A 24,882-nucleotide genomic window follows, 5' to 3' on the forward strand; every position below is an offset into this window, starting at 1 on the left:
CCGGTTACCTCTCCTGGCCGGCGCATCGGACCACGAGACGCCCATCTCCCTGCTGCATGCCCGTGTCGTCGGGAAGCGCGGGAGATGGGCGTCTTTTCTGCTATCCAGGTATCGACAGAATGGGTTATCGAATGTACACACTGAAGATTGTCAGCGGTCCGCCGGCATCAGGCAAAAGTACATTCGTGCGAAAGCATAAGAAGGCTGGCGATCTCGTGATCGACTTCGATATCATCGCTGAGGCGCTAGGCTTTCCCGATCGCACCAGACCGGCCGGATTGCGAGGGGTGGTGAAAGCTGCACGAATTGCCATGATCGAGCACATCGTCGACGCGCGTCATTCATGGAAAGGTGATGTCTGGATTATCGACACCTCACCAGTCGATTCAGCCAAGGCGCGTTATGCGCGGTACAAAGGGAAAGTCGAGTGGATCGAGATCAACCCTGGCCGCGATGAATGCAAGCGCCGCGCTCATTCCGATGGCCGGCCGCCGTGGACTAGGGGCGTGATCGACGAGTGGTACATGACCGACGAACGTGACCCTGCTGGTCATCAAAACGTCAAAGTAACTGTTGTGCAACCCAAGTCAAACAACATGATACCTGTCAGACGATCCCATCGTGCACGTGCTAGTGCTGACTAACACTGTTGCACATGATGATTGACACACATGATCTGACAACCACACACCTGACACCACACACACTGCACACCACTGCTGCTGCCACGCCTGCTACCCCTCGTGCTGGTGCCACCACACCCCTGCTGCCCTGCCACCCCTGCTGCCCTCGTGCCCTGCCTGCTGCCTGCTCGTGCTCGTGTCGATGTGTGTCTGACCAACTCACACACACAATCATGCTTCGAGTCGACACTGTGACAGCACGATCCGACCGAGCCGACCAGGACCGCCGGCGACCCGTGAGCCAGGCCCGCAGACGACGCCCTGGAGACGGACGCACACGGCCGAACGGCCCCGCGCTGGTGTGGTCCTACCCCGCCGAACGGCAGCGCCAGCGTTCGATAGGAATGCACCGAACCTATTCACTGCTAATGGTCAGCACTCACCAATGAATGGTAGTCCGAGACGATGGGAATGGATGGAGAGGAATGGCCGGCGCGACGGAATGACGTGTGGCGCAAGGTGGCTCGGGTAGGGGGGGAGGTGGTCGCCGTGTGGGGGTCAGCGGCCGACCCCGCCGCACCCGGCCGCGATCTCTCTCTGGTCGAATAACCCCAGGTCAGGGCTTTGAAACCGGGTATGGATTCCAGTTTTTCGGAAAAAGCTGTCTTGGAGCCCCTGGTCAGAGGTAGTCTTCGAGTCGCGCATTCGCACACGACGCCGGCTTATGACGCGTCATTGTCCACTACTAGCCATTAAGGCTGGTTTTCTTTGCCAGCGTACACCTTTTGTCACCATGGAGTCACCTGCCCCAGAACGGGCGCGGCAGGTCAGCTACCGATGGCCAAATGGGAGAGAATGTTCCCAACAGGCGATGACAATGCACCAACCGCAAAAGGATAATAGACATTCTCGGCCAAATGCGTCCATCTGTCTCTTTGCTTGCTGGAATTCTTCGCTCGACCGACCGAGAGATAAAGTCGGTCCACTGCAATTTGCAAGTCGAAGTCCCCAACTACGTCGAAGCGGTCCAGACAATCGCGTACGTGGAAGATGCACTCAGCGACATGTAGCTTGAGATCGTCGGGTAACGAGTCATCTTCTGACAACGTCTCAAGAATTTCCGAAACGTAGTCCGCGAGACCCTTGCGCTCGTCTGGATTAGTGCTGGGTAGCCAGTCATCAAGAAGCCCCGCTAGTGTATCGAGAAGCTCTACATCGGAGTGATTTATTCCGGCGTGAGACGCGTTCGTCCAACCGTGCGGATGGGCCAAAATGGCGGCTGTCCATCGAGGTATCGCGGCAAGGTAGCTATTGACGCGCTTCCCCTGCTGCTGCTTACCAATGAGTATTTCCTCGATTGCGCTCACATGGGCGACTGCTTGCCGCACATTCGACCACCCGACGGTCGGGTCCTGGTCAATGCCACGCGCGGCTGAGGCAGCGTCGCCTGTCGACCAGATCATGAGTTGGTCGTGCAGCAAGGCAGCGGGGTTAGCCATGAAGGCAGCTTAGGTGAGGACTACGACAAACCACGCGTGTAACGCCGACACGCGGGGCAGCGGTCAAGGCGGTCCCGCGCGCCGGCAACGGTGCTAGTTCTCAGTCCTGGGCTATGCGATGTTTCCTGCACCGGATTCGTCGTTGATACGAGTCAACAGCTCCGCCAGAGTGGCGCGGTCCTCGGCGCCCAGGCCGGCGAACATCGCCTCGGAGGCGCTCTTCTGCGCTCGGGCGATGGTGCGTGCCATGTCGCGGCCGTCGTCGGTGAGACGTAGGAGGACCGCACGCCGATCCGTCGCGTCGACGCTGCGTGCCACCCAGCCGGACGATTCCAGCGCATCGACGACGTCGGTCGCCGACCGCGGCGCGATCCGCAGCCGCTCGGCCAGGTCGCCGGGCCGGAGCGCATCGTCCGTGCCGGCCAGGACTCGCAACGCGCGTCCGTGCGAGGGGGACAACCCGAATGGTTCGAGTGCGGCCATGTGTCGGCGTCTCATGGAGCGGGCCACCGTCGTGACCAGTTCGCCGAGGTCCTTCTCGTGGGAATGCACTCGACGATACTAACGTTGCAGCGGTAGACCTCATAATGAGGTAACCTCAGCTTCAACCCAACCGGGAGGTCATATGCGTTCCTCCACCAGTCCGGCAATGCCGGATGAACACCGTTCCGAACCCGCCCCCCTCGGGCGAGTCGTCTCTCTCTTTCGCCCGTACCGCGGCCGAGTCGCCGCAGTCAGTGCCGTCATCACCCTCAGCGCCATCGTCGCGCTGGGATCTCCCTTGCTGCTGCGCGACATGCTCGACCATGCCATCCCGAACGCCGACGTCGCCCTGGTGACGATCCTGGCCGGGGGCATGATCGCCATCGCCGTCATCACCAGCTGCCTCGGCGTCGCGCAGACCTGGATGTCCAACAGCATCGGCCAGGCGCTGATGCACGGATTGCGAGTGAAGGTCTACACCCACCTACAGCGACAGTCCCTCGGATTCTTCGCGCGGACGCGCACCGGGGAAGTGCAGTCGCGCATCGCCAACGACATCGGCGGGATGCAGTCCGTCGTCACCAATACCGCGACGTCCATCGCGCAGAACGCCACGACCGTTCTGGCAACCGTCGTCGCGCTGTTCCTTCTCGACTGGAAACTTGCTCTCTTCTCCCTGGCGATCCTGCCGGTCTTCGTCCGCATCGCACGACGCGTCGGTGACGAGCGCCGACGTATCTCCGGTGTGCGGCAACGACTTCTGAGCGATCTGTCCGTCCAGGTCGAGGAATCCCTGTCCGTCAGCGGCATCCTCCTGGGCAAGACCACGGGAGCATCGAGCGTCCTGACCGACCGGTTCACCTCACGGTCGTCGGAAGTTGCCGACGTGGAACTGCGCTCGATGATGGCCGGCAAGTGGCGCATGGCCACGATGTCCATCAGCTTCGCCGCGATGCCCGCCCTGGTCTACTGGTTCGCCGGGATAACCATCGGCAACGGCAGCGCGCTGACCGTCGGCACTCTGGTCGCCTTCACCACCTTGCAGACACAACTTTTCCGCCCCACGATGATGCTGCTCAACACCGGTGTCGAGGTGCAGAGTTCGCTCGCCCTGTTCGGCCGCGTGTTCGAGTACCTCGATCTGCCGGTCGACATCGACGAACCGGCGTCGCCGACGACGGTCGACCCCGCGACCCTGCGCGGCGAGGTGCGCTTCCGCCACGTGGGCTTCGAGTATCCCGGCGCCGGGCGACCGACCCTCTCCGACATCGACATCACGGTTCCCGCCGGCAGCACGCTCGCGATCGTCGGAGCCACAGGCGCCGGAAAGACCACGCTCGGGTATCTCACCGCGAGGCTGTACGACCCGACGTCCGGGTCGGTGGAGATCGACGGGGTCGACCTCCGGGACATGGCACTCGACGCCGTGTCGGCCGCAGTCGGAGTCGTCTCCCAGGAGACCTACCTCTTCCACGACACCATCCGGGAGAACCTGCGGTTCGCCAAACCCACCGCGACCGATGCCGAGATCGAGGATGCTGCCCGCACGGCGCAGATCCACGACTTCATCGTCTCGCTCGACGACGGGTACGACACCCTGGTCGGCGAGCGTGGCTACCGGTTCTCCGGCGGCGAGAAGCAGCGGCTCGCCATCGCCCGCACGGTGTTGCGGAACCCGCCCGTGCTGGTGCTCGACGAAGCGACCAGTGCGCTGGACACCACGACCGAACGCGCTCTCGCCGGGGCCATCGACCAGCTGGAACACGACCGCACCACCATCGTCGTGGCGCACCGACTGTCCACCGTGCGCACCGCCGATCGGATCGTGGTGCTCGATCACGGGCACATCGTCGAATCGGGATCGCACGACGAATTGGTGGCGCTGCGAGGTGCCTACGCAACCCTGCTCGCCGCGTCGGGCGACGAACTGGTCTCCGCCTGACGATCAGGAAAGTCAAGACCTCCGGGAGCCCTGTGGACCACCGTCCACAGGGCTCCCGCGCATCTGGTTCCGTGCCGTCCGACGGCGCAGAGTCGGCTGTGCGACCGACACCGCGTCGGCCGCGGACGAGGGGGATTCACCATGTACGAGGCGTACCTGACGGTCGTGGGAACGGTCATCACCAACCCGATCAAGCGGACCACACAATCGGGGGACGAGGTGATGAGCTTCCGCGTCGCCAGCAACTCGCGCCGGATGGATCGCGGTACCGGGGAATGGCAGGACGGTGACACCCTCTACGCCTCGGTGAGCTGCTGGCGCCGACTGGTGTCGGGAGTCGGGGCATCGCTGATGAAGGGCGATTCGGTCATCGTGTTCGGACAGGCCCACACCAACGAGTACACGACGAAGGACGGCGTCGGCCGCGCCGATCTCGAGATCCGGGCGACGGCGGTCGGGCCCGACCTGGCGAGGTGCAGCGTGAAGGTCGATCGCAGTCGGCCCGTCGCCGCCGAGCGACCGGACCAGGCGGAGCACCCGGGGCAGGAGCACTCGGGTCAGGAGCTCTCGGGGGACGAGCACTCGGAGCAGGAGCACGGCGAGCGGGAGGTGGCCGCGGTGGGCTGAGCGCGCGAGCATTTCACGCCACGTGCTGGTCCCGGTAGAGTTTGCCGTCGAGCACATCTCCCAGTCACCGGCACCGCGCCCGGCACGAACACGCTGGTGAGCACAACGAGAGGAACTCGTGGCGGAATTCATCTACACCATGAAGAAGGTGCGCAAGGCGCACGGCGACAAGGTCATTCTGGACGACGTGACGATGAGCTTCCTGCCGGGAGCGAAGATCGGCGTCGTCGGACCCAACGGCGCCGGCAAATCGTCCATCCTCAAGATCATGGCCGGGATCGACCAGCCCGGAAACGGTGAGGCGTTCCTCGCACAGGGCGCCACTGTCGGGATCCTGATGCAGGAGCCCGAACTCGACGAGACCAAGACGGTCCGCGAGAACGTCGAGGACGGACTCGGCGAGACGATGGTCCAGCTCAAGCGGTACAACGAGATCGCCGAGCTGATGGCCACCGACTACTCCGACGAGCTCATGGAAGAAATGGGCGAGTTGCAGGAGAAGCTCGATCACGCCGACGCGTGGGAGATCGACTCGCAGCTCGAGCAGGCGATGGACGCGCTTCGCTGCCCGCCGCCGGACGAGGGTGTCACGCACCTCTCCGGTGGTGAGAAGCGCCGAGTCGCACTGTGCAAGCTGCTGCTGAGCAAGCCGGATCTGCTGCTCCTCGACGAGCCCACCAACCACCTCGACGCCGAGTCGGTCCTGTGGCTCGAGCAGCATCTCGCCGCGTACTCGGGCGCCATCCTGGCCGTGACGCACGACCGGTACTTCCTCGACCACGTCGCCCAGTGGATCTGCGAGGTCGACCGCGGTCGGCTCTACCCGTACGAGGGCAACTACTCCACCTACCTGGAGAAGAAGGCCGACCGTCTCGAAGTCCAGGGCAAGAAGGATCAGAAGCTGCAGAAGCGCCTCAAGGACGAGCTCGCATGGGTCCGTTCCGGCGCCAAGGCACGCCAGGCCAAGAACAAGGCACGTCTCGACCGGTACGACGAGATGGCGGCCGAGGCCGACAAGATGCGCAAGCTCGACTTCGACGAGATCCAGATTCCCAACCCGCCGCGCCTCGGCGACGTCGTCGTGGAGGTCAAGAGCCTGGACAAGGGCTTCGACGGCCGTGTCCTGATCAAGGACCTGTCGTTCACGCTTCCGCGTAACGGCATCGTCGGTGTCATCGGACCCAACGGTGTGGGTAAGACGACGCTCTTCAAGACCATCGTCGGTCTCGAGGAGCCGGACGGCGGCGAGGTGAAGATCGGTCAGACGGTCAAGCTGAGCTACGTCGACCAGAACCGCTCGGGTATCGACCCGGCGAAGACGGTCTGGGAGACGGTGTCGGACGGCCTCGACTTCATCACCATCGGTACGCAGGAGTTCCCGTCGCGTGCGTACATCAGCTCGTTCGGGTTCAAGGGCCACGACCAGCAGAAGGCCGCCGGCGTGCTGTCCGGTGGTGAGCGCAACCGTCTGAACCTGGCGATGACGCTCAAGCAGGGCGGAAACCTGATCCTGCTCGACGAGCCCACCAACGACCTGGACGTCGAGACGCTCGGTTCGCTGGAGAACGCCCTCGAGGAGTTCCCCGGTTGCGCCGTCGTGATCTCGCACGACCGGTGGTTCCTCGACCGGACCTGTACCCACATCCTGGCGTGGGAAGGTGGCTTCGGCGACAACGAGGCAGCCTGGTACTGGTACGAGGGCAACTTCGAAGGCTACGAGGCCAACAAGGTCGAGCGGCTCGGCCCCGACGCGGCACGTCCGCACCGGGTGACGCACCGCAAGCTCACGCGCGACTGAAATGTACTGGTAAGTAACCTATTTTCATCGCACGCCACGCTGCCGCGGTGTTCGGCTCCCGGCCTCTCGAGGCTAGGGTCGGGAGCCGAACCCCACGGACAACGTCGCCGCGACCGGTGGATCCGCCGATCGTGGTGATCGAAAGGCGACAGCGATGACTTCAACGGGAGGGCACTCCGACTCGGCAACGGCGCCGAGCTCGGTGCTCGAACGGGCGGACGATCTCCGCGCGGTGTACTTCGGACACGTCGATCTCGACGTCCTACGAGCCACCACCGGCGCAGACCCCGCGGAAGTCGTGACTCGTCACCTCGCTCTCGCGCAGGACCGCACGACCGGCGTCGCGAACATCGAACTCCACCGCGGGCCGGACAGCGCCGTCGGCGTCGCCATCCAGATCGTCACCGACGACATGCCGATGCTCGTCGAGTCGGTCACCGCCTGGCTCACCAACCTCGGGATCGCGGTCGTCGAGGTCGTTCATCCCATTCTCCGTGTCGTCCGCGACGACTCCGGTCATCTGCTCTCCATCCGAGGCGGCGCCACCCCTGCCGACGTCGACACCGGCGACGCGGCCGACGGCAGCATCCTCGAGTCCTGGATCCACGTGGCTCTGCACCCGGCAGCCAGCGAGGATTCCTTCGCGTCGCTGGAGTCGTCCCTCGAGGACGTGCTCGGCGACGTCCGCCGGGTCGTCGACGACACCCCGGCGATGCAGCGACGTCAGCTCGAACTCGCCGACCGCCTCGACAGGCCACGACGCGGTGACGCCGACGATTCGGAAACCGTCACCCCGCAGGCGCGACACGACGCCGGCCGACTGCTGCGCTGGCTGGCGGAGGGCAATTTCCGCGTGCTCGGTAGCCGCCGGTACACCGCGACGGAGTCCGGTCTCGAGCCCGTGACGGAATCCGGTCTCGGCATCCTGCGTTCCGACGACGCCGGGGTAGTCGAGGGATTCGACCTGCCGATCGACCGTGTGGTGGCACGCGAGGACTTGCTGGTCCTTACTCGCGCGTCGAGTTCGACGTCGGTCCACCGCGCCGTGCATCCGTACTTCGTCGGTGTCCACGACCTGGACGACGAGGGAAACACGGTGGGGGAGAACCGTTTCACCGGTCTGTTCACCATCGCGGCGCTGCACGGCAACGTGCTCGACATCCCCGTGGTCGGCGACCGCGTACGCGCCGTGATCGAGAAGGCGGGCCACACACTGACGTCCTACTCGGGCCAGGCGATGCTCGAGTCCATCCAGTCGTTCCCCCGTACCGAGCTGTTCTCCGCGGATGCCCGCTCGCTCTTCGACACCATTTCCGCCGTCGAGCGCAGCGCGCTCCGCCGCGAGGTACTGCTCTTCCTCCGTCGGGACGGGTACGGCAGGTTCGTCTCCGCGCTGGTGTACCTCCCGCGCGACTCGTACACCACGAGGCTGCGACTCGAGACCCGTCGCATTCTGCTCGAGGAACTTGGCGGAATCGACGTCGAGTACGAGGCTCGCGTCACCGACAGTCCCCTCGCACTGGTGCACTTCACCGTTCGGTTCGACGGTCAGTCGGCCGACGCGGTGGACGTCTCCGATGCCAACCGCGACCGCATCCGCTCACTCATCGCGGACGCCACGCGCACATGGGACGACGCCCTCCGCGAGGCGGCCGCGTCGGATCCGGCGGTGTCCCCGGACAGCGCCGCTCGATACGCCGTCGCGTTCCCCGAGGCGTACAAGCAGGACTTCGACCCCGCGCGTGCGCTGATCGACATCGGCCGGCTCGACGCGCTCGTCGACGACCGCATCGACATGTGCCTGTACCGTCCCCGGGACGCCGAGCGTGGACAATGGCGCTTCTCGCTGTACGTCACCGGTCACGAGGTGTCGCTGAGCCAGGTACTGCCCGTGCTGCAGAGCCTGGGCGTCGAGGTGGTGGACGAACGTCCGTACGCCGTGGTCCGTCTCGACGGAACCCGGTGCTGGATCTACGATTTCGGGCTGTCCGCGGAACCCGAGGTCATCGAGGGCGCGACCACGGATGCCGGCGTGGTCGGTCGGCGCTTCACCGACTCGTTCGCGGCGGTGTGGAGAGGACACGCGGAAGCGGACCGGTTCAACGAACTGGTGCTGCGCGCGGGCCTCGAGTGGCGGCGCGTCGTGGTGTTGCGCGCCTACGCCAAGTACCTGCGACAGGCAGCCTTCCCGTACAGCCAGGCCGGGATCGAGAGCGTGCTGTTGGACAACCCGGTCACCGCCTCTCTCCTGGCCGACCTGTTCGACGCACAGTTCGATCCCGACTCGTCGTCGGAGGAACGCGCGCAGGAGATCGCCGACGAGCTGACCACCGTCATCGACCGCGTCGTCAGCCTCGACGCGGACCGCGTCCTGCGCGCGATGTTCACGTTGGTGCGAGCGACGTTGCGTACCAACCACTTCGTCGTCGATGCCGAGGGACGCGGTCGCGATTTCCTGTCGCTGAAGTTCGATCCCCGGAACATCGACGCGCTTCCCAAACCGCGACCACGGTTCGAGATCTTCGTGTACTCGCCGCGGGTCGAAGGAGTCCACCTACGATTCGGCGCTGTCGCTCGCGGCGGGTTGCGGTGGTCGGACCGACGCGAGGACTTCCGCACCGAGGTGCTCGGACTGGCCAAGGCACAGGCAGTCAAGAACGCTGTCATCGTTCCCGTCGGCGCCAAGGGTGGCTTCGTCGTCAAGCGGCCGCCCACCCCGACCGGTGACCCGGCGACCGATCGCGCGAACACCGGCGCGGAGGGACGTGCCTGCTACCGCATGTTCATCGCAGGACTCCTCGACGTCACCGACAACCTTAACCGTGCGACGAGGGCGGCGATCCCGCCGGCCCGCGTCGTGCGACGCGACGACGACGATTCCTACCTGGTCGTGGCAGCGGACAAGGGCACCGCGACGTTCTCGGACCTCGCCAACGAGGTGTCGGCGGAGTACGACTTCTGGCTCGGGGACGCGTTCGCCTCCGGCGGATCGATCGGCTACGACCACAAGGCGATGGGCATCACCGCCAAGGGAGCGTGGGAGAGCGTCAAGCGGCACTTCCGCGAGTTCGGCGTCGACACGCAGCGCGACGAGATCACCGTCGTCGGCATCGGCGACATGAGCGGCGACGTCTTCGGCAACGGAATGCTGCTCAGCGAACACCTGCGAATCGTCGCCGCGTTCGACCACCGGCACATCTTCCTCGACCCGGCTCCGGTGGCCTCGACATCGTTCGCCGAGCGTCGTCGACTGTTCGAGCTGCCCCGGTCGTCCTGGGCGGACTACGACACGTCGTTGATCAGTGAGGGCGGCGGAGTCTGGGACCGCACCGTGAAGTCGGTACCGATCAGTGCGCAGGCCCGCTCGGCTCTCGGACTCGCGGACGACGTGACCGCACTCTCGCCTCCGGAACTGATGCGTGCGGTCCTCACCGCCCCGGTCGACCTGCTGTGGAACGGCGGGATCGGCACCTACATCAAGTCGCGGACCGAGTCCGACTCGGACGTCGGCGACAAGGCCAACGATCCCGTCCGCATCAACGGCTCCGACATCCGTGCACGGGTGGTCGGAGAGGGCGGAAACCTCGGCGCCACCGCGCTGGGCCGCATCGAGTACAGCGCCGCGGGCGGCAAGATCAACACCGACGCCGTGGACAACTCGGCCGGCGTCGACTGCTCGGACCACGAGGTCAACATCAAGATCCTGCTCGACTCGACGGTGTCGTCGGGTGATCTCCCGGCGCACGAACGCGAAGAGTTGCTGGCGTCCATGACGGACGAGGTGGGACTGCTCGTTCTCGAGGACAACGTCGCGCAGAACGAGGTGCTCGGGGTGTCGCGGGCGCATGCGCCGGAACTGCTGGGGGTGCACGCCCGGCTCATCGCCGAGCTGGTGGCCTCCGGACGGGTGGACCGCGCGATCGACGCGTTGCCGACGAAGTCGGAGATCGCCCGTCGCGGCAAGGAGGGACTGGGCCTCACCTCGCCGGAACTCGCGACCCTGATGGCGCACGTCAAGCTGGCGCTGCAGGAGGATCTGCTCGCATCCGACGTTCCCGACAGCGAGGTGTTCGCCCCGCTCGTCACGGAGTACTTCCCGACGCCCTTGCGTGAGCGGTTCGCCGGTGCCATCAAGGCGCACCCGCTGCGGCAGGAGATCGTGGCCACCAGGATCGCCAACGAGACGGTCGACCACGGCGGCATCAGCTACGCGTTCCGGCTGGCGTAGGACTCCGGGGTCGGCAGCACCGACGCCGCCCGTGCCTTCGCCGCGACGAGCGAGATCTTCGGGTTGCACGAGATCTGGTCCATCATCGCGACGACGGACATGCCCACGGCGGCGTCGGACGAACTGGTGCTCGAATCACGCAGGCTGCTCGACCGAGGATCGCGCTGGCTGCTGTCCAACCGCCCTCAGCCCATCGCAGTGGGGGCCGAGATCACCCGGTTCGCTCGCAAGGTGCGAGACCTCGAGGCCGAGCTCCCGTCATGGCTGAAGGGACGTCAGGCGAGCAGCGGCATCGATCGTGCGGCGGTCGCGATCGAGAAGGGTGCCCCGGAAGCGCTCGCGCACAGAGTGTTCCGACTTCTCGATGTGTTCTGCCTCCTCGACGTCATCGAGACGGCGGACATCGCGGACCAGGACGACGCCGCGATGGCGAGCCTCTACTACGCCCTGAGCGAGCACCTGGGCATCGACTGGCTGCTGTCCGCGGTGTCCACCCTCGAACGCGGTGACCGGTGGCATTCGCTGGCTCGGCTCGCGTTGCGCGACGACCTGTACTCGTCGCTGCGAGCACTGACGCTCGACGTCATCGGGGGCGGCGAACCGGGGGAGACACCGGAGGAGATGATCGCCGAGTGGGAGTCGACCAACGCGTCACGGTTGTCCCGCGCACGTGCAGCGCTGACGGAGATCGGCGAGTCGGGAACACTCGACCTGGCGACCCTGTCGGTGGCCGCACGCCAGATCCGCAGCATGGTGCGAGGAGCAGGGGCGCGCACCGACGTCTCGCGCTGATCGCCCCCCGCGAGTACGTCGACAGTGTCGCGATCCCGAGGGTCGGGGCGACAGTTCGGACGTACTCGCGGGGGAAGGGGTCGGTCGAGAGCGATAGGTTGACGACGTGACAGCGAACGAGCTCATCGGTTTCCACTGCCCGGTCGAGGTGCGGTGGTCGGACATGGACGTCTACCAGCACATCAACCATGCCCGCATGGTCACGTTGCTGGAGGAAGCGCGCATTCCCTGGCTGATGGCGGACGGGTGCCCGACCGCGTCGCTCCGCAACAGCGCGGTGATCGCCGACCTGCACGTGCGGTATCGCGGGCAGCTGCGCCACGAGGACACCCCACTCGACGTGTTCATGTGGACGAAGCAGCTGCGTGCCGTCGACTTCACCGCCGGGTACGAGGTGCGGGCTCATGGCGCGCCGATGAGCAGCCCGCCGGCCATCGTCGCGTCCACGCAGATCGCCGCGTTCGACATCGACACACAGCGACTGCGCAGGCTCACCGACACCGAGCGCGAGTACCTCCAGCGCTGGCAGCGTCCGTGACCGGTGCACTCGCGGAACGGTCGCTGACCGTTCCGGACGCGCGGGACAGAGACGACCTCGCGACCTTCCTCACTCACGCGACGCGTCTCGACGCCGCTGCCGTCGTCCGGATGCGACGGCGCGGTGATCAGCATGTCGTCGCCTGGGTCGAGACCGGCTTCGATGTGCTCGCCTCGCGCACCGTCCGCGCACGGTTGATCCCGTCGGACGTGACGGTCGCCGCCGACGGACTGCTGTCCTTGATGGCCTCGGCCGGAGCCGCACCGTTCGACCCCGGTTTCGGGATGGACTCCGCGTGGCGCGGGCCCGTTCCGCCCGACACGGGCTTCGTCCACGTCGACGACGTCCCGGGCCGTGTCCTCGTCGACCTCGCCGAGCGCGGTGTCGCTCTGGCGCGCGAGCACGGCACCGACCACGGACCACCGGTGTCGCTGCTCGATCAGGACGTGGTGACGGTCGACGCCGCCGACGAGGCGGTTCCGGTGTCGATGCGCATGATCTTCGCCCTCAACGCCATGAAGTTCCTTCCCGACGGCGCCGATTCCGGAGATGCCGACGACCGGGTTCGCGTCCGTGTCGCGCGTTCCTGGGTGCGTCTCGACGCCCGGTACGGGTCCGTCTTCCGCAGCCGGGGCGCGATCATCCCCCTGCTGGTGACCTGAGTCAGATCAGCCAGGCGGCGGCGTCGGCAGGGAGCATGCCGTCCTCGAGTGGTGTGCTCGCGAGGAGAAGTTCACCCGGGGGCAGTGCGATGGGTGCGTCCGTCGTGTTCAGCGCGCAGATCACCCCGCCGCGGCGTCGGAACGCGAGGCATCCCGGCGGACTGCCGTACCACTCGATGCCGGGCCGAGCGAACTCCGGACGGACGGCGCGGAGGCCCAACGCGGTGCGGTAGAGGCTGAGCATCGAGTCCACGTCCTCGAGCTGAGCTTCCACCGTCAGCGGCGCCCAGCTCGGCGGCATCGGAAGCCACGTGTCGTCGGAGGTGGAGAAGCCGAACGGCGGTTCGGTACCTTCCCAGGGCAGCGGAACCCGGCACGCGTCGCGGCCACGTTCCGTCCCGCCCGACCGCAGCCATGCAGGATCCTGCAGGGCGGAATCGGGGAGGTCGGCGTTGGGCAGACCCAGTTCGGATCCGTTGTAGACGAACACGACTCCGGGCAGCGCGAGGAGCACCAGCGCCATGGCGCGGGCACGCGTACGTCCGATGTCGCCGTCGCCGTACCGGGTCACCTCGCGGTCGATGTCGTGATTGGACAAGGTCCACGTCGGCACACCGCCGACCCGGTCCACGGCGTCGAGCGAGTTGTCGATCGCGTCGCGTATGGCCGTGGCGTCGAACGGTGCCTCGGCGAGTCGGAAGTTGAATCCCAGGGTCAGCTCGTCGGGTCGGATGTAGCGGCTGAAGCGCTCGTTGTCCTGGACCCAGACCTCACCGACGGTCATCGCGCCGTCGTACTCGTCGATCACGCGGCGGATCGCACGGTGGATCTCGTGGACACCGTCGTCGTCGAAGCGCGGATCGCCGTCTTCGTTGCGCATCAGTTCGTTGACCGATAGGTCCATGTCCGGCAGGTCCGCCGGCTTCGACATGCCGTGCGCGACGTCGATGCGGAAGCCGTCGACGCCGCGGTCGAGCCAGAACCGCATCGTCTTCTCGAGGTCGGCGAGGATCTCCGGCTCCGACCAGTTCAGATCGGGCTGTTCGGGGGCGAAGATGTGGAGGTACCACTGACCCGGCGTGCCGTCGGCCTCTGTGACCCGGTGCCAGGCCGGACCACCGAAGATGCTCGGCCAGTTGTTCGGGGGCTCCGAACCGTCCTCACCGGTTCCGTCTCGGAAGATGTAGCGGGCGCGCTCCGGACTACCCGGGGCCGCGGCCAGTGCAGCCTGGAACCACTCGTGCCGGTCGCTGGTGTGGTTGGGCACCAGGTCCATCGTCACCTTCATGCCGCGGCCGTGGGCCTCGGTGATCAGCGCGTCCATCGTCGCGAGCGAACCGAACAGCGGATCGATGTCCCGAGCGTCGGAGACGTCGTAACCGTGGTCGACCATGGGGGACCGCATGACCGGGCTCAACCACAGAGCGTCGACGCCGACGAGTTCGAGATAGCCCAGCTTATCGCGGACACCGCCGAGATCTCCGATGCCGTCACCGTCCGAGTCGGCGAAGGATCGCGGATAGATCTGATAGAACACGGCGTCGGACCACCAGGGGGAGTCGTTCGATGAGCTCTGCAGGCCGGTGTCCGTCGTGTTGCTCACAAGAGGCAATAGTGCCAAACCTCGGACGTGCGTGAGACCTCCGCGGCATGTGACGGTCCTCGCCGCGCTCGGTCGGCCCGTGTCCGGGGCCCTTTCGGAACCGACCGACACGGGGATCGGTGTGAAAACTACCCAAAGTTTGTTTCATGGGGTATTTTCAGCGGAACTTCAAGCAACGGTAAAGGAAGAACCATGACGAGTCCCGTGTTCGAGGCTGTTCGTCTCGACGACGTCGAGCTGGCCCCTGCCCCCATCGACCCGTCATGGATCATCGCCGGCGAGCCCGTCGCCCGCAGCGGTCAGTGGTCCTGCAGCCCCGATACGACCACGTCGACCTGGGTGTGGGACTGCACCGCCGGCACCTTCAACTGGTACTTCGAACAGGACGAGACGATTCACGTCATCGAGGGCGAAGTGATGGTCAAGTCCGCCGGCAACGAGCCGCGCGTACTCCGCGCCGGCGACGCCGCCCTGTTCTACGCGGGCACCTGGTCGGAGTGGCACGTGCCCGAGTACGTGCGCAAGCACGCCATCCTCCGTCCGCACATTCCGCGCCCGCTGTGGTTCGCCATGCGCGTCAGCCGCAAGCTCCGCGGCAAGTCGCGCGGACCCGCGCTGGGCTGACAGGCAGCGGCTGCCTAGAGCGGCGAATTCACCATGGAGTTCGCCGCCATCTCGATGTACTCGACGAACTGCTGACGGTGACGGTCGTCCATCGTCTCGGTGTCTATCGACGCAAGAGCGGTATGCATCGCCCGCAGCCAGGCGTCCCGCTCGAAGGGGCCGATGACGAACGGCGCGTGTCGCAGGCGCAGCCGCGGATGCCCCCGCTCGTCGGAGTAGGTGCGGGGGCCACCCCAGTACTGCTCCAGGAACATCCGCATCCGCCGCTCGGCCGGACCGAGGTCTTCCTCGGGGTACAGACGCCGCAGGATCTCGTCGCGCTCCACTTCCGCGTAGAAACGAGCAGTCAGTGCGTGGAACGTCTCGGCGCCGCCCACCGCGTCGTAGAAGGTCTCTGCCGGCTCGGTCATGACTCCATTGTCCCCTACGCGTCGGGTGTTCTCCGCAGGCCGCTGCGTCGTCACGAGGTGAGGCTGGCGGTCGGCCCGAACGGCCGACCGTTGGGGTAGGGCGCGGCGATCTCGGCGTCGTCGAACGCCTCGAGGATCTGGCGATGCAGTCGTCGCTGCACCGCCCACTGACGCCCGGGCCGCACCTTGATGGTCAGTCGCAAGGTCACCGTGTCGGAGGTGACCGCGTCGACGCCGAGCATCTGAGGAGCTTCGAGGATGTCCTCGTCGAACTCGCCGCGCGCGATGGACTCCTGCGCGGTGCGCTCGGCGACCTCGCACGCGATGTCGACGTTGGCGGTGTGGCTGACCGGGAGGTCGAGAACGGCGACGGCATGGCCCTGGCTCATGTTGCCGACGCGCAGGACCTCGCCGTTGCGCACGTACCAGAGCGTTCCGGAGATGTCGCGCACCGTGGTGACGCGGAGTCCGACGGTCTCGACCGTGCCCGACGCCTCCCCGAGATCGACGATGTCGCCGACGCCGTACTGATCCTCGAGCAACATGAAGATGCCCGACAGGAAATCCCGGACCAGGTTCTGGGCGCCGAAGCCCAGGGCCACGCCGACGATGCCGGCCGAGGCGATGAACGGTGCGACGTTCACACCGACGATGGACAGGGCGGACAGCACGAACCACACCAGGATGGCGACCGAAACCGCCGATTTCAGGACGGAACCGATGGTCCGGGCCCGCTGATTACGGCGTTCGTTCAGGATCGTCGACTGCACTCCGGCCGGTGCGCGCTCGCGCAAAGGTCGGAGCAGGGTGGGTTTGCCGGTACCGGGTCGAGAGGAGAATCGGTCGATCATCCGGTGGAGTGCGAAACGCAGGAACACGGCCAGAAGCGCGTAACCCACGATCTGAAGTGGTCGTTCGATGAGCCAGTCGCGACCGGTGTCGGAGAGCGAGAGGGCAAGGACGGCGTTCGGGTCGGCGGAATACACCCGAAAAGTCTACGGATCACACGCATCCTCGCCACCGAGAATTCATCCCGCGTGCCGCTTCCGGACCTCGAATGCGCGTGCGAACTGCACCGATTCGTGATGCACTTGTGTTCGTCTTCACGTGTGGCGGTGGCTGTCGCAATCCAGTGACATGTCGCGGTGCACGCAGTGTGCTCACTGGAGGTGGCATGAAGAAGAGTGGGACTGCCGGTCAGGTTCTGGCCGTGCATCGACAACAGACCGACCACCGGACGGAATACCGACAACGGTCGCCCGTCGACGCCGACACTGTCGACGCGTCGAGGGCCGGCGACCAACCCGGTGGCGTCGCGCTTCGTGCGGTCACCGATCTCCCACACCCCATCGGCGGTGATCTCGATGACGATCATCTCCACGACGATGCCTCCGTGCCCGTCTGGGTCAAGAGACGCGTACTTCTCCTCAACGCCACGTTCGAACCCCTGACCGCGCTGCCCATGCGCCGCGCCGTCGTACTGCTCGTCTGCGAGAAAGCCGTCGTGGTCCACGACGACGACGACGGTCCGGTGGTGAGATCGGCGGATCTCGCGCTGCAGGTGCCGTCGGTGATCCGGCTACGCAACTACGTGCGCGTCCCGTACCGCGCCAGGATCCCGATGACCAGAGCCGCCTTGATGCACCGTGACCGCTTCCGGTGCGCGTACTGCGGGTCCAAGGCCGAGACCATCGACCACGTCGTCCCTCGGAGCAGAGGCGGCGGACATTCGTGGGAGAACTGCGTGGCGTGCTGCGCGTCCTGCAACCACCGCAAAGCGGACAAGATGTTGAGCGAACTGGGATGGACCCTGCGCGCGGCACTGGTTCCGCCCAAGGGTCCGCACTGGAGGTTGCTCGCCAGTATCAAGGAACTCGATCCCACGTGGCTTCCGTACCTGGGTGAGGGTGCGGCGTGATCGTCGTCCATTAAGGTGTGAGGCGTGAGCATCCTCGAAACTGCGCTGATCTTCGGACTGATTCCGCTCGTCCTGTTCCTCGCGCTCTACGTGTTCGCGAAGATCACGTCCACCGATCCCGCACCGCGTCCCGCGCCCTACCGTCTCGGGCAGACGTGGGACCACGCGCCGGTGCTGTGGTCGGCGACGGACGAGGTCACGCCGTACACACATCACTCGGGTGCAGCGCACTCGGGTCACGCCGAGCTCACCGCGGGTTCGGCTTCTCTGATCGGAGGCCGGGCAAGTGGCAAGTGGTGACGTCTCGATCCGACGTGTATCGGAAGAGAACCTTCCGGTAGGCCATGTGGTCACCGCCAGCGGGCGTGTGTCCGGTGTGCATCAGGTGGGCACCGTCAACCCCGACCTGTCGCCGTTCGCCACCGACGAGCTGATCCAGCTCGACGAGGCGCTCATCGAGGCGACCCGTCGTACCAGGGTTCGGTTCAACGTCCTCGTCGGCGATCTGGGTGCCGATCCCGCTGCCGGCGCCGACGCGGCACTGGTGGCCACGCCCGAGGCGGAGCATTCCGTGCTCATCGCGGTCTCGCCCAACCAGCACGCCATCGAGGTGCGCTACGGACGTGGCGTCGCACACAAGGTCGACGATCGCATCGCGCAGCTCGGGATCACCGCTGCCACAGGATCTTTCCGCGACGGAGACCTCATCGACGGTCTGGTCGCCGCCGTGCGTGTCATGAGCGCGGCCATCACGGGACCCTCGTCCTGAGGTAACGCTCGACAGTAGAGACGACGCAGGGCCCGCCATCGCGAGATGGCGGGCCCTGCTCTCGTTACCGGGTCAGGCGCTGTCGGCCGCCCGTGCCGCCAACGACCGGACGACGGACGCACGGCCCTCGACCACGAGGCGCTCGAGCGCCGGCGGATGGTCGCCCGCCAGGAACGCGTCGGCCGCGGCCACCGAATCCTCGCTGATCGACCACGAGGGGTAGAGCCCGACGACGACGGTCTGAGCTACTTCGCTCGACCGCCGCGCCCACACGTCCGAGATCGCCTCGAAGTAGCGGGTGACGAACGGCGCCAACAACTCACCCTGCCCGGTGCCGGGGAACGCTCCGATGATGGCGCGTGCGGTGATGTTGGGCAGCGAGTCGTTCTCGATGACCGTCGTCCAGGCCTCTTCCTTGACCGACGCCTGCGGACGCGACGCGCGGGCTGCTGCGGCGTTGCGGGCTCCGGCCGCGGTGTTGTCCTTCTGCGCTTCGGCGTCGATGACGGGGGTGTCGTCACCGGTGTCGACGGCACCTCTGCGTGCCAGCGCGGTGACGAGCCGCCACCGCAGATCGGTGTCCACCGTCAGCCCGCTCAGCTGTTGACCGTCGACGTCGCCGTCGAGGAGGCCCTGCAGGACGTCCGTGTGGCGCTCGGCGAGTACCGACGATGCCAGGGCGTTGACGTAGGCCAACTGATGGTCCGATCCGCCGTCGGCGCTGCGCGCCAGCTCGAGCAAGCGGTCGGCGAACTCCGGCCAGCCCGTGCTGTCCGCCCACTGCGGGTCGGCGTAGCTGCCCAGGGCAGTCTGCGCCTGCAGCAGAAGACGCTGCACCACTCCGACTTCGGTCTCCGACGTGATGCCGCGCTGGACCAGTGCCACGAAGTCGCGTGCCTTCAGGTCGGCCTGGCGCGTCATCTCCCATGCCGCCGACCACGCCAGCGTGCGGGGGAGCGACTCGGTGATGTCGCCGATGCGCGCGATGAGTGTTTCGAGCGAGGTCGGATCGAGCTGGAGCGAGCAGTAGGTGAGGTCGTCGTCGTTGACCAGGACCAACCGACCGGCCGGTGTGCCGACCAGGGCGGGAACCTCGGTGCGCTCCTGCGCCTCGACGTCGAGCTCGACGCGCTGTGTGCGCGCGAGCGGGCCGGTGTCATCGCCGTCGTAGACGCCGACGGCCACGCGGTGCACGCGGCGCTCACCCTTGCCGGGCGCCGCGGCACCTTGCACCACGGCGAAGGACGAGTAGTTGCCGTTCTCGTCGATCTCGAATTCCGGTGTGAGCGTGTTGAGTCCGGTGGTGCGCAGCCACTGATCACCCCAGTCGGACAGATCGCGACCCGAGGAGGTCTCGAGTGCCGACAGCAGGTCCGAGAAGGTCGCATTGCCGAATGCGTGATCGCGGAAGTAGCTGCGCAGGCCGGCGAGGAAGTCCTCGAGCCCCACGTACGCGACGAGTTGCTTGAGGACGCTGGCGCCCTTCGCGTAGGTGATGCCGTCGAAGTTCACCTCGACCGCAGCGAGATCGGGGATGTCGGCGGCGATGGGGTGCGTCGACGGCAACTGGTCCTGGCGGTAGGCCCAGGACTTCTCCACGTTGGCGAACGTCGTCCACGCGCTCTTGTACTCGGTGGCCTCGGACTGGCAGAGCACCGACGCGAAGGTGGCGAAGGACTCGTTGAGCCACAGGTCGTCCCACCAGCGCATGGTGACCAGGTCGCCGAACCACATGTGCGCCATCTCGTGCAGCACCGTCTCGGCGCGCCGCTCGTAGGAGTAGCGCGTGACCTTGGAGCGGAAGACGTAGTCCTCGAGGAACGTCACGGCGCCCGCGTTCTCCATGGCACCGGCATTGAACTCGGGAACGAACAGCTGGTCGTATTTGCCGAAGGCGTACGGAACGCCGAAGTTGCGATGGTAGAACTCGAAGCCCTGCTTGGTCTCGGTGAAGAGACGGTCCGCGTCCATGTAGTCGGACAACGATGCGCGGCAGTAGATTCCGAGCGGGATGGTCCCGTGGTCGTCGGAGTACGAATCGGTCCACTGCGCGTACGGACCGGCGATCAGCGCGACCAGGTAGGTGCTCATCACCGGAGTCGTCTCGAACACGTGTGTGACCGCACCGGACGCGGCGTCCGACGTGCCGGTCGCCGCAGCGTTGGAGATGACGGCCCAGTCCTTCGGCGCGGTGACGGTGACGTCGAACGTGGCCTTGAGGTCGGGCTGGTCGAAGCACGCGAACATGCGCTTGGCATCCGCGGTCTCGAACTGGCTGTAGAGGTACACCGAGCCGTCCGAGGGATCGACGAAGCGGTGCAGGCCTTCACCGGTGTGCGAGTAGACGCAGTCCGCGACCACGGTCAGCTCGTTGTGCTCGGCGAGATCGGTCAGCGAGATACCGGTCGACTCGTCGTAGGACGACACGTCCAGCTCGGTTCCGTTCAGCGTCGCGCTGGTCACCGAGGCGGCGACGATGTCGACGACGCTGGACGATCCCGCCGTCGCGTCGAACGTGACGGTCGTCGTCGAGGAGAAGGTCTTCTCTCCCGGGGCACCCGACGAATCCGTCAGGTCGAGCGTGATGGTGTAGTTCTTCACCGAGAGCAGCGAGGACCGTTCCTCGGCCTGGTCCCTGGTCAAATTGGGGGCAACCACGTGCACCCTTCCTGTCGATTTCTCTCGCGACCGCCGAACTGCGGTCGCCGCTGACTCCATCCCATCATGACGCCGACGGCGACGTGGGGGTAGAACAGGTGTGTCGGGAGCGGGCGGCACGACGCGCGCACCCACCGTGACGCATTTTCGACGAAAGGACCGACGTGAGCGATTCCAAGGACGTGGCCGATTTCTGGTTCGACCCCCTCTGCCCGTGGTGCTGGATCACCTCGCGCTGGATTCTCGAGGTGGAGAAGGTCCGCGACATCGAGACCAAGTTCCATGTCATGAGCCTGTCCGTCCTCAACGAGGGACGCGATCTCCCCGACGAGTACGTGGAGATGATGAAGAAGGCGTGGGGCCCGGTGCGGGTCGCCATCGCCGCGGCGGAGGAGAAGGGCGACGCGATCCTCCCGTCGCTCTACACCGAGATGGGCACGCGGATCCACAACGAGGGCAACAAGGACTTCACCGACGTCATCGAGAAGTCGTTGGCAGCCCTCGATCTCCCTGCGTCCCTCGCCGACGCCGCACTCTCCACCGATCACGACGCAGCCCTGCGCAAGAGCCACCACGAGGGAATGGACAAGGTGGGCAAGGACGTCGGCACCCCGACGATCCACATCAACGGCGTCGCATTCTTCGGGCCCGTGCTCTCCCGCATCCCCCGAGGCGAGGAAGCCGGAAAGCTGTGGGACGCATCGGTGATCTTCGCGTCGTACCCGCACTTCTTCGAGCTCAAGAGGTCCCGCGACGAGGATCCTCAGTTCGACTGATCCCTCACGCCACCCCCGTCGGGACTCCCCGGCGGGGGTGAGTCGTCTTTTCTCAGACGACGATGCGATCGGGGCGGCCGCCGGCATCGACCGATCCGTCACCGAACACGACGGCCTCGCCGGTGAGCCAGCGCCGTGCCGACCACGCTGCGGCGACCGCGTCGAGAACGTCGTCCATCGCCGGGCCGTCGGCCAGTGAGCGCACGCTGTCGAGCAACTCCACCGTGCCGACGACCGCCGACAGCGCCGCGATGCGCTGGGCGACGCCGCGGGCGCGCTTCTTCGACGTGAACGTGACCGTCGGTGCCAGCGCTCGGAACGACGACTCGGGGTGCACTTCGACCACCCGGCTCGGATCGGGTGCGGCGTCCTCCCACGCGCGGATGTAGGCGGTGAGAAACCACGACTGCTTGCTGATCGCCTTGCCGGTGCGCGCACGGGCGATCACGCACGCCTCTTCCCACGACGGCGCATACACCGCGTCACGGACCGGGGTGGGGAAGAGTGACGACCGCGCCGGGCCGAGGAACGTGCGCACCGCCGTCTCGCTCGCGCGGACGCCGGCGTCGGGAATCGCGAGAGGCATGTCGACGCCGACAGCCGCGCAGTCGGCGGTCAGAACCAGGACGTCCGACACGGTGTCCACCAGCGTCGTCGACAGGTGGGTGCCGTCGAGAACGGCCACGACCCAGCGGCCGGCGGCGCCGTCGACACCGGCGACCGGCCCCACCTCGCACGCTGACGTCGAGTCGGGGGAGGACACCTGTCAAACTCTAGCCATGCGCGTATACCTGGGTGCCGATCACGCCGGCTTCGAATTCAAGAATCAGATCATCGACCACCTGCGGGAAACAGGTCACGAGCCGATCGACTGCGGCGCGTACACCTACGACGCCGTCGACGACTACCCCGCGTTCTGCATCGAGGCCGCCCGCCGCACCGTCGCCGACCCCGAGAGCCTGGGCCTGGTGCTCGGAGGATCCGGTAACGGCGAGCAGATCGCCGCGAACAAGGTGCCCGGCGCTCGGTGCGCTCTCGCGTGGAGCGTCGAGACCGCCCAGTTGGCGCGTCAGCACAACAAGGCCCAGCTCATCGGTATCGGTGGCCGCATGCACACTCTTCCGGAGGCTCTGGCCATCGTCGACGCGTTCCTTGCGACCGAATGGTCGAACGAAGAGCGCCACCAGCGCCGCATCGACATCCTGTCCGAGTACGAGCGCACCGGTGACGCACCGGCCGTGCCCGGTGCGCCCGAGGCCGGTGCCGGCTCCGAATAAGGCAGTCAGGTCGGCTCGACAGTCAGGGACAACCCATGCCCGAGGGGCACACTCTTCATCGTCTGGCGCGCTTGCACCAGAAGCGCTTCGGCGGACAGGCCATCGAGGTCTCCAGTCCGCAGGGCCGTTTCGTGGACGGCTCCGAGTGGGTCTCCGGGCATGTTCTGAAGCGGGCGGACGCGTGGGGCAAGCATCTGCTCCACCGATACGACAACGGTGCGATCGTCCACGTGCACCTGGGCTTGTACGGCAAGTTCGGGGAGCAGTCGGTGCCGATGAACGAGCCGGTCGGTCAGGTCCGTATGCGGATGGTCGGTGAGGAGTACGGCACCGACCTCCGCGGGCCGACGCGATGCGAGATCTTCGACGACACACAGGTCGACGCTCTGATCGCCCGCCTGGGCCCGGACCCGCTGCGGAAGGAGTCGGATCCGGACAAGGCGTTCCACCGAATCCACAAGTCGGCCATGGCCGTCGGCGCCTTGTTGATGGAACAGGACGTCATCGCCGGAATCGGCAACGTCTACCGCGCCGAACTGTTGTTCCGACACCGCATCGACCCCTTCCGCCCCGGCAAGAAGCTGGACCGCGAGGAGTGGGAACCGATGTGGTCGGACCTGGTGGAGCTGATGAAGGTCGGTGTCCGCCGCGGCCGGATCATCACGCTGGACAAGGAGCACGACTCCGGGACCGGCTCACGCGGTCCCGGCCGGCCGCGCTCCTACGTCTACAAGCGCAACGGTCAGGCGTGCCTGATCTGCGGAACCACGATCCTCACCGCGGACATGAAGGGGCGCAACCTCTTCTGGTGCCCGACCTGCCAGGCGAGCTAGGGCTAGAAGCCCCCGTCGAACCCACCGCCGAGATCTCCGCCGCCGCCGTCGAACCCGCCGCCGCCGTCGAACCCACCGCCGTCGCTGTAATCGCCACCGCCGTCGCCCATATCTCCGCCCATGTCGCCGGAGTCGCCACCACCGTCGCCGTAGCCGCCACCACCGTCGGAGCCGTCACCCTCGCCGCTGGCGAAGTTGTTCTCGTCGTAGCCCACTCCGGACATGCCGGAGAACATCGCCGAGAACAGGAACATCGACCCCATTCCCCACGCGCCGGCGACGAGCGCAGGCTTCCACCACGGCTCGGAGTACCAGCCGGCCGGGACGGGACGACCGGCGACGCGGCCGCCCGGGTAGTAGTTGGGGGTGCGGTCCGACGGGCCGGGGCTGGCCGTCACCGGGCGTCCCTCGAAGTCGACGGTGCGTTCCTCGGTCACCTCGCCCGCCGACTTCTGGCCGTCGATGGTGGGAACCTCGGGGCCCGGATCCATGCCCATGGCCAGCCGCGCGGCACGAATGTAGTAAAGACCTTCCAGCGCCGTCTGTTTCGCGAGCCGGGCCTGGGTAGGGGACTGCGCCTGATCGATCTGCGAGCCGGCTGCGGTGTACCTCTCGGACGCGTCGGCCAGTGCCTGCTTCGACGCGGAATCGGACCCGACCAGGTTGTAGACCTGCCCACCCAGGCGTTCGATGGCCTGTCGGGCATCGGCTTTCGCGTCGTCGAGTGACGCCACCTCACGCTGACCGGACTTGCGCTGGGTGACGACGACGATGCCGACCACCAGTGCGATGACCACGACGACCAACAGCAGGGGTTCCATG

Annotated in this window: 21 protein-coding genes and 1 pseudogene; 14 read left to right on the forward strand and 8 right to left on the reverse strand. The window is 66.4% G+C overall.

Annotated features, from left to right (window positions below; all coding sequences use genetic code 11):
- Positions 1–131: 131 nt before the first annotated feature.
- A complete protein-coding gene (locus AC0IX4_RS19400) occupies positions 132–644 on the forward strand; it encodes a hypothetical protein (RefSeq protein ID WP_471830557.1) in 513 nt (170 codons plus the stop codon).
- 806 nt (positions 645–1,450) lie between these two features.
- Here the strand turns inward: AC0IX4_RS19400 and AC0IX4_RS19405 are convergent.
- Both AC0IX4_RS19405 and AC0IX4_RS19410 read right to left on the reverse strand, forming a co-directional pair.
- On the reverse strand, positions 1,451–2,122 hold the full coding sequence (locus AC0IX4_RS19405) for a hypothetical protein (RefSeq protein WP_471830558.1): 672 nt from the start codon (positions 2,120–2,122) through the stop codon (positions 1,451–1,453).
- A 111-nt stretch (positions 2,123–2,233) separates the two neighbouring features.
- A complete protein-coding gene (locus AC0IX4_RS19410) occupies positions 2,234–2,674 on the reverse strand; it encodes a MarR family winged helix-turn-helix transcriptional regulator (RefSeq protein ID WP_471830560.1) in 441 nt (146 codons plus the stop codon).
- Between the two features lie 97 nt (positions 2,675–2,771).
- Between AC0IX4_RS19410 and AC0IX4_RS19415 the strand changes: the two genes are divergently transcribed.
- The 6 genes and pseudogenes from AC0IX4_RS19415 to AC0IX4_RS19440 all read left to right on the forward strand — a co-directional run bounded on the left by AC0IX4_RS19415 (position 2,772) and on the right by AC0IX4_RS19440 (position 13,192).
- Entirely contained in the window at positions 2,772–4,547 is a 1,776-nt protein-coding gene (locus tag AC0IX4_RS19415; protein WP_056075460.1) for an ABC transporter ATP-binding protein, read from the forward strand.
- A gap of 141 nt (positions 4,548–4,688) precedes the next feature.
- Entirely contained in the window at positions 4,689–5,174 is a 486-nt protein-coding gene (ssb, locus tag AC0IX4_RS19420) for a single-stranded DNA-binding protein (protein ID WP_471830562.1), read from the forward strand.
- A gap of 118 nt (positions 5,175–5,292) precedes the next feature.
- The gene (ettA, locus tag AC0IX4_RS19425) at positions 5,293–6,972 is read left to right on the forward strand and encodes an energy-dependent translational throttle protein EttA (RefSeq protein WP_042572748.1); all 1,680 of its coding nucleotides are present in this window, start codon (positions 5,293–5,295) and stop codon (positions 6,970–6,972) included.
- A gap of 154 nt (positions 6,973–7,126) precedes the next feature.
- A pseudogene (locus tag AC0IX4_RS19430) lies at positions 7,127–11,992 on the forward strand (NAD-glutamate dehydrogenase).
- Between the two features lie 106 nt (positions 11,993–12,098).
- Entirely contained in the window at positions 12,099–12,530 is a 432-nt protein-coding gene (locus AC0IX4_RS19435; protein ID WP_042572750.1) for an acyl-CoA thioesterase, read from the forward strand.
- Entirely contained in the window at positions 12,527–13,192 is a 666-nt protein-coding gene (locus tag AC0IX4_RS19440; RefSeq protein ID WP_042572751.1) for a DUF8010 domain-containing protein, read from the forward strand. Before AC0IX4_RS19435 ends, AC0IX4_RS19440 begins: the two co-directional genes overlap by 4 nt.
- Position 13,193: 1 nt before the next feature.
- On the opposite strand, the gene AC0IX4_RS19445 is transcribed toward AC0IX4_RS19440, so the two are convergent.
- On the reverse strand, positions 13,194–14,795 hold the full coding sequence (locus tag AC0IX4_RS19445; RefSeq protein ID WP_471830564.1) for a glycoside hydrolase family 13 protein: 1,602 nt from the start codon (positions 14,793–14,795) through the stop codon (positions 13,194–13,196).
- Positions 14,796–14,987: 192 nt separating this feature from the next.
- On the opposite strand from AC0IX4_RS19445, the gene AC0IX4_RS19450 reads away from it, so the two are divergent.
- Positions 14,988–15,419 carry a cupin domain-containing protein gene (locus AC0IX4_RS19450; protein WP_042572752.1) on the forward strand — a complete coding sequence of 144 codons (432 nt, stop codon included), beginning with the start codon at positions 14,988–14,990 and terminating at the stop codon, positions 15,417–15,419.
- Between the two features lie 14 nt (positions 15,420–15,433).
- On the opposite strand, the gene AC0IX4_RS19455 is transcribed toward AC0IX4_RS19450, so the two are convergent.
- The gene (locus tag AC0IX4_RS19455) at positions 15,434–15,829 is read right to left on the reverse strand and encodes a globin domain-containing protein (RefSeq protein WP_471830566.1); all 396 of its coding nucleotides are present in this window, start codon (positions 15,827–15,829) and stop codon (positions 15,434–15,436) included.
- 50 nt (positions 15,830–15,879) lie between these two features.
- Positions 15,880–16,815 (reverse strand): mechanosensitive ion channel family protein, encoded by a 936-nt coding sequence (locus AC0IX4_RS19460; RefSeq protein WP_471830567.1) that lies wholly within the window; start codon positions 16,813–16,815, stop codon positions 15,880–15,882.
- Between the two features lie 362 nt (positions 16,816–17,177).
- Between AC0IX4_RS19460 and AC0IX4_RS19465 the strand changes: the two genes are divergently transcribed.
- From AC0IX4_RS19465 to AC0IX4_RS19475, 3 genes are read left to right on the forward strand one after another with little or no spacing between them, the layout of a single operon-like run.
- A complete protein-coding gene (locus AC0IX4_RS19465) occupies positions 17,178–17,747 on the forward strand; it encodes an HNH endonuclease (RefSeq protein ID WP_471830735.1) in 570 nt (189 codons plus the stop codon).
- A 24-nt stretch (positions 17,748–17,771) separates the two neighbouring features.
- Positions 17,772–18,047, forward strand: a complete 276-nt coding sequence (gene ctaJ / locus AC0IX4_RS19470; RefSeq protein WP_042572755.1) for an aa3-type cytochrome oxidase subunit CtaJ — start codon at positions 17,772–17,774, stop codon at positions 18,045–18,047.
- The gene (locus AC0IX4_RS19475; RefSeq protein WP_042572756.1) at positions 18,034–18,516 is read left to right on the forward strand and encodes a DUF5130 family protein; all 483 of its coding nucleotides are present in this window, start codon (positions 18,034–18,036) and stop codon (positions 18,514–18,516) included. Before ctaJ ends, AC0IX4_RS19475 begins: the two co-directional genes overlap by 14 nt.
- 72 nt (positions 18,517–18,588) lie before the next feature.
- On the opposite strand, the gene pepN is transcribed toward AC0IX4_RS19475, so the two are convergent.
- Positions 18,589–21,174, reverse strand: coding sequence for an aminopeptidase N (pepN, locus tag AC0IX4_RS19480; RefSeq protein ID WP_471830569.1), 2,586 nt, complete (start codon positions 21,172–21,174; stop codon positions 18,589–18,591).
- Between the two features lie 164 nt (positions 21,175–21,338).
- Here pepN and AC0IX4_RS19485 point away from each other — a divergent pair, with 164 nt between their 5' ends.
- Entirely contained in the window at positions 21,339–21,950 is a 612-nt protein-coding gene (locus AC0IX4_RS19485; protein ID WP_471830571.1) for a mycothiol-dependent nitroreductase Rv2466c family protein, read from the forward strand.
- A gap of 52 nt (positions 21,951–22,002) precedes the next feature.
- Here AC0IX4_RS19485 and AC0IX4_RS19490 read toward each other — a convergent pair whose 3' ends face one another.
- Entirely contained in the window at positions 22,003–22,713 is a 711-nt protein-coding gene (locus tag AC0IX4_RS19490) for a DUF429 domain-containing protein (protein WP_471830573.1), read from the reverse strand.
- Between the two features lie 16 nt (positions 22,714–22,729).
- Between AC0IX4_RS19490 and AC0IX4_RS19495 the strand changes: the two genes are divergently transcribed.
- The gene (locus AC0IX4_RS19495; RefSeq protein WP_042572759.1) at positions 22,730–23,227 is read left to right on the forward strand and encodes a ribose-5-phosphate isomerase; all 498 of its coding nucleotides are present in this window, start codon (positions 22,730–22,732) and stop codon (positions 23,225–23,227) included.
- A 35-nt stretch (positions 23,228–23,262) separates the two neighbouring features.
- Positions 23,263–24,060, forward strand: a complete 798-nt coding sequence (locus AC0IX4_RS19500; protein WP_056075476.1) for an Fpg/Nei family DNA glycosylase — start codon at positions 23,263–23,265, stop codon at positions 24,058–24,060.
- Positions 24,061–24,062: 2 nt separating this feature from the next.
- Here AC0IX4_RS19500 and AC0IX4_RS19505 read toward each other — a convergent pair whose 3' ends face one another.
- Positions 24,063–24,881, reverse strand: coding sequence for a DUF1542 domain-containing protein (locus AC0IX4_RS19505; protein WP_471830574.1), 819 nt, complete (start codon positions 24,879–24,881; stop codon positions 24,063–24,065).
- Position 24,882 lies beyond the last annotated feature (1 nt).

Source organism: Rhodococcus sp. AC861 (assembly GCF_979256035.1).

Coding starts and splice junctions, on each gene's coding strand:
- AC0IX4_RS19500 (WP_056075476.1), top strand. CDS start 23,263: ATGCCCGAGGGGCACACTCTTCATCGTCTGGCGCGCTTGCACCAGAAG.
- ssb (WP_471830562.1), top strand. CDS start 4,689: ATGTACGAGGCGTACCTGACGGTCGTGGGAACGGTCATCACCAACCCG.
- AC0IX4_RS19505 (WP_471830574.1), bottom strand. CDS start 24,881: ATGGAACCCCTGCTGTTGGTCGTCGTGGTCATCGCACTGGTGGTCGGC.
- AC0IX4_RS19495 (WP_042572759.1), top strand. CDS start 22,730: ATGCGCGTATACCTGGGTGCCGATCACGCCGGCTTCGAATTCAAGAAT.
- AC0IX4_RS19400 (WP_471830557.1), top strand. CDS start 132: ATGTACACACTGAAGATTGTCAGCGGTCCGCCGGCATCAGGCAAAAGT.
- AC0IX4_RS19455 (WP_471830566.1), bottom strand. CDS start 15,829: ATGACCGAGCCGGCAGAGACCTTCTACGACGCGGTGGGCGGCGCCGAG.
- AC0IX4_RS19450 (WP_042572752.1), top strand. CDS start 14,988: ATGACGAGTCCCGTGTTCGAGGCTGTTCGTCTCGACGACGTCGAGCTG.
- AC0IX4_RS19405 (WP_471830558.1), bottom strand. CDS start 2,122: ATGGCTAACCCCGCTGCCTTGCTGCACGACCAACTCATGATCTGGTCG.
- AC0IX4_RS19415 (WP_056075460.1), top strand. CDS start 2,772: ATGCCGGATGAACACCGTTCCGAACCCGCCCCCCTCGGGCGAGTCGTC.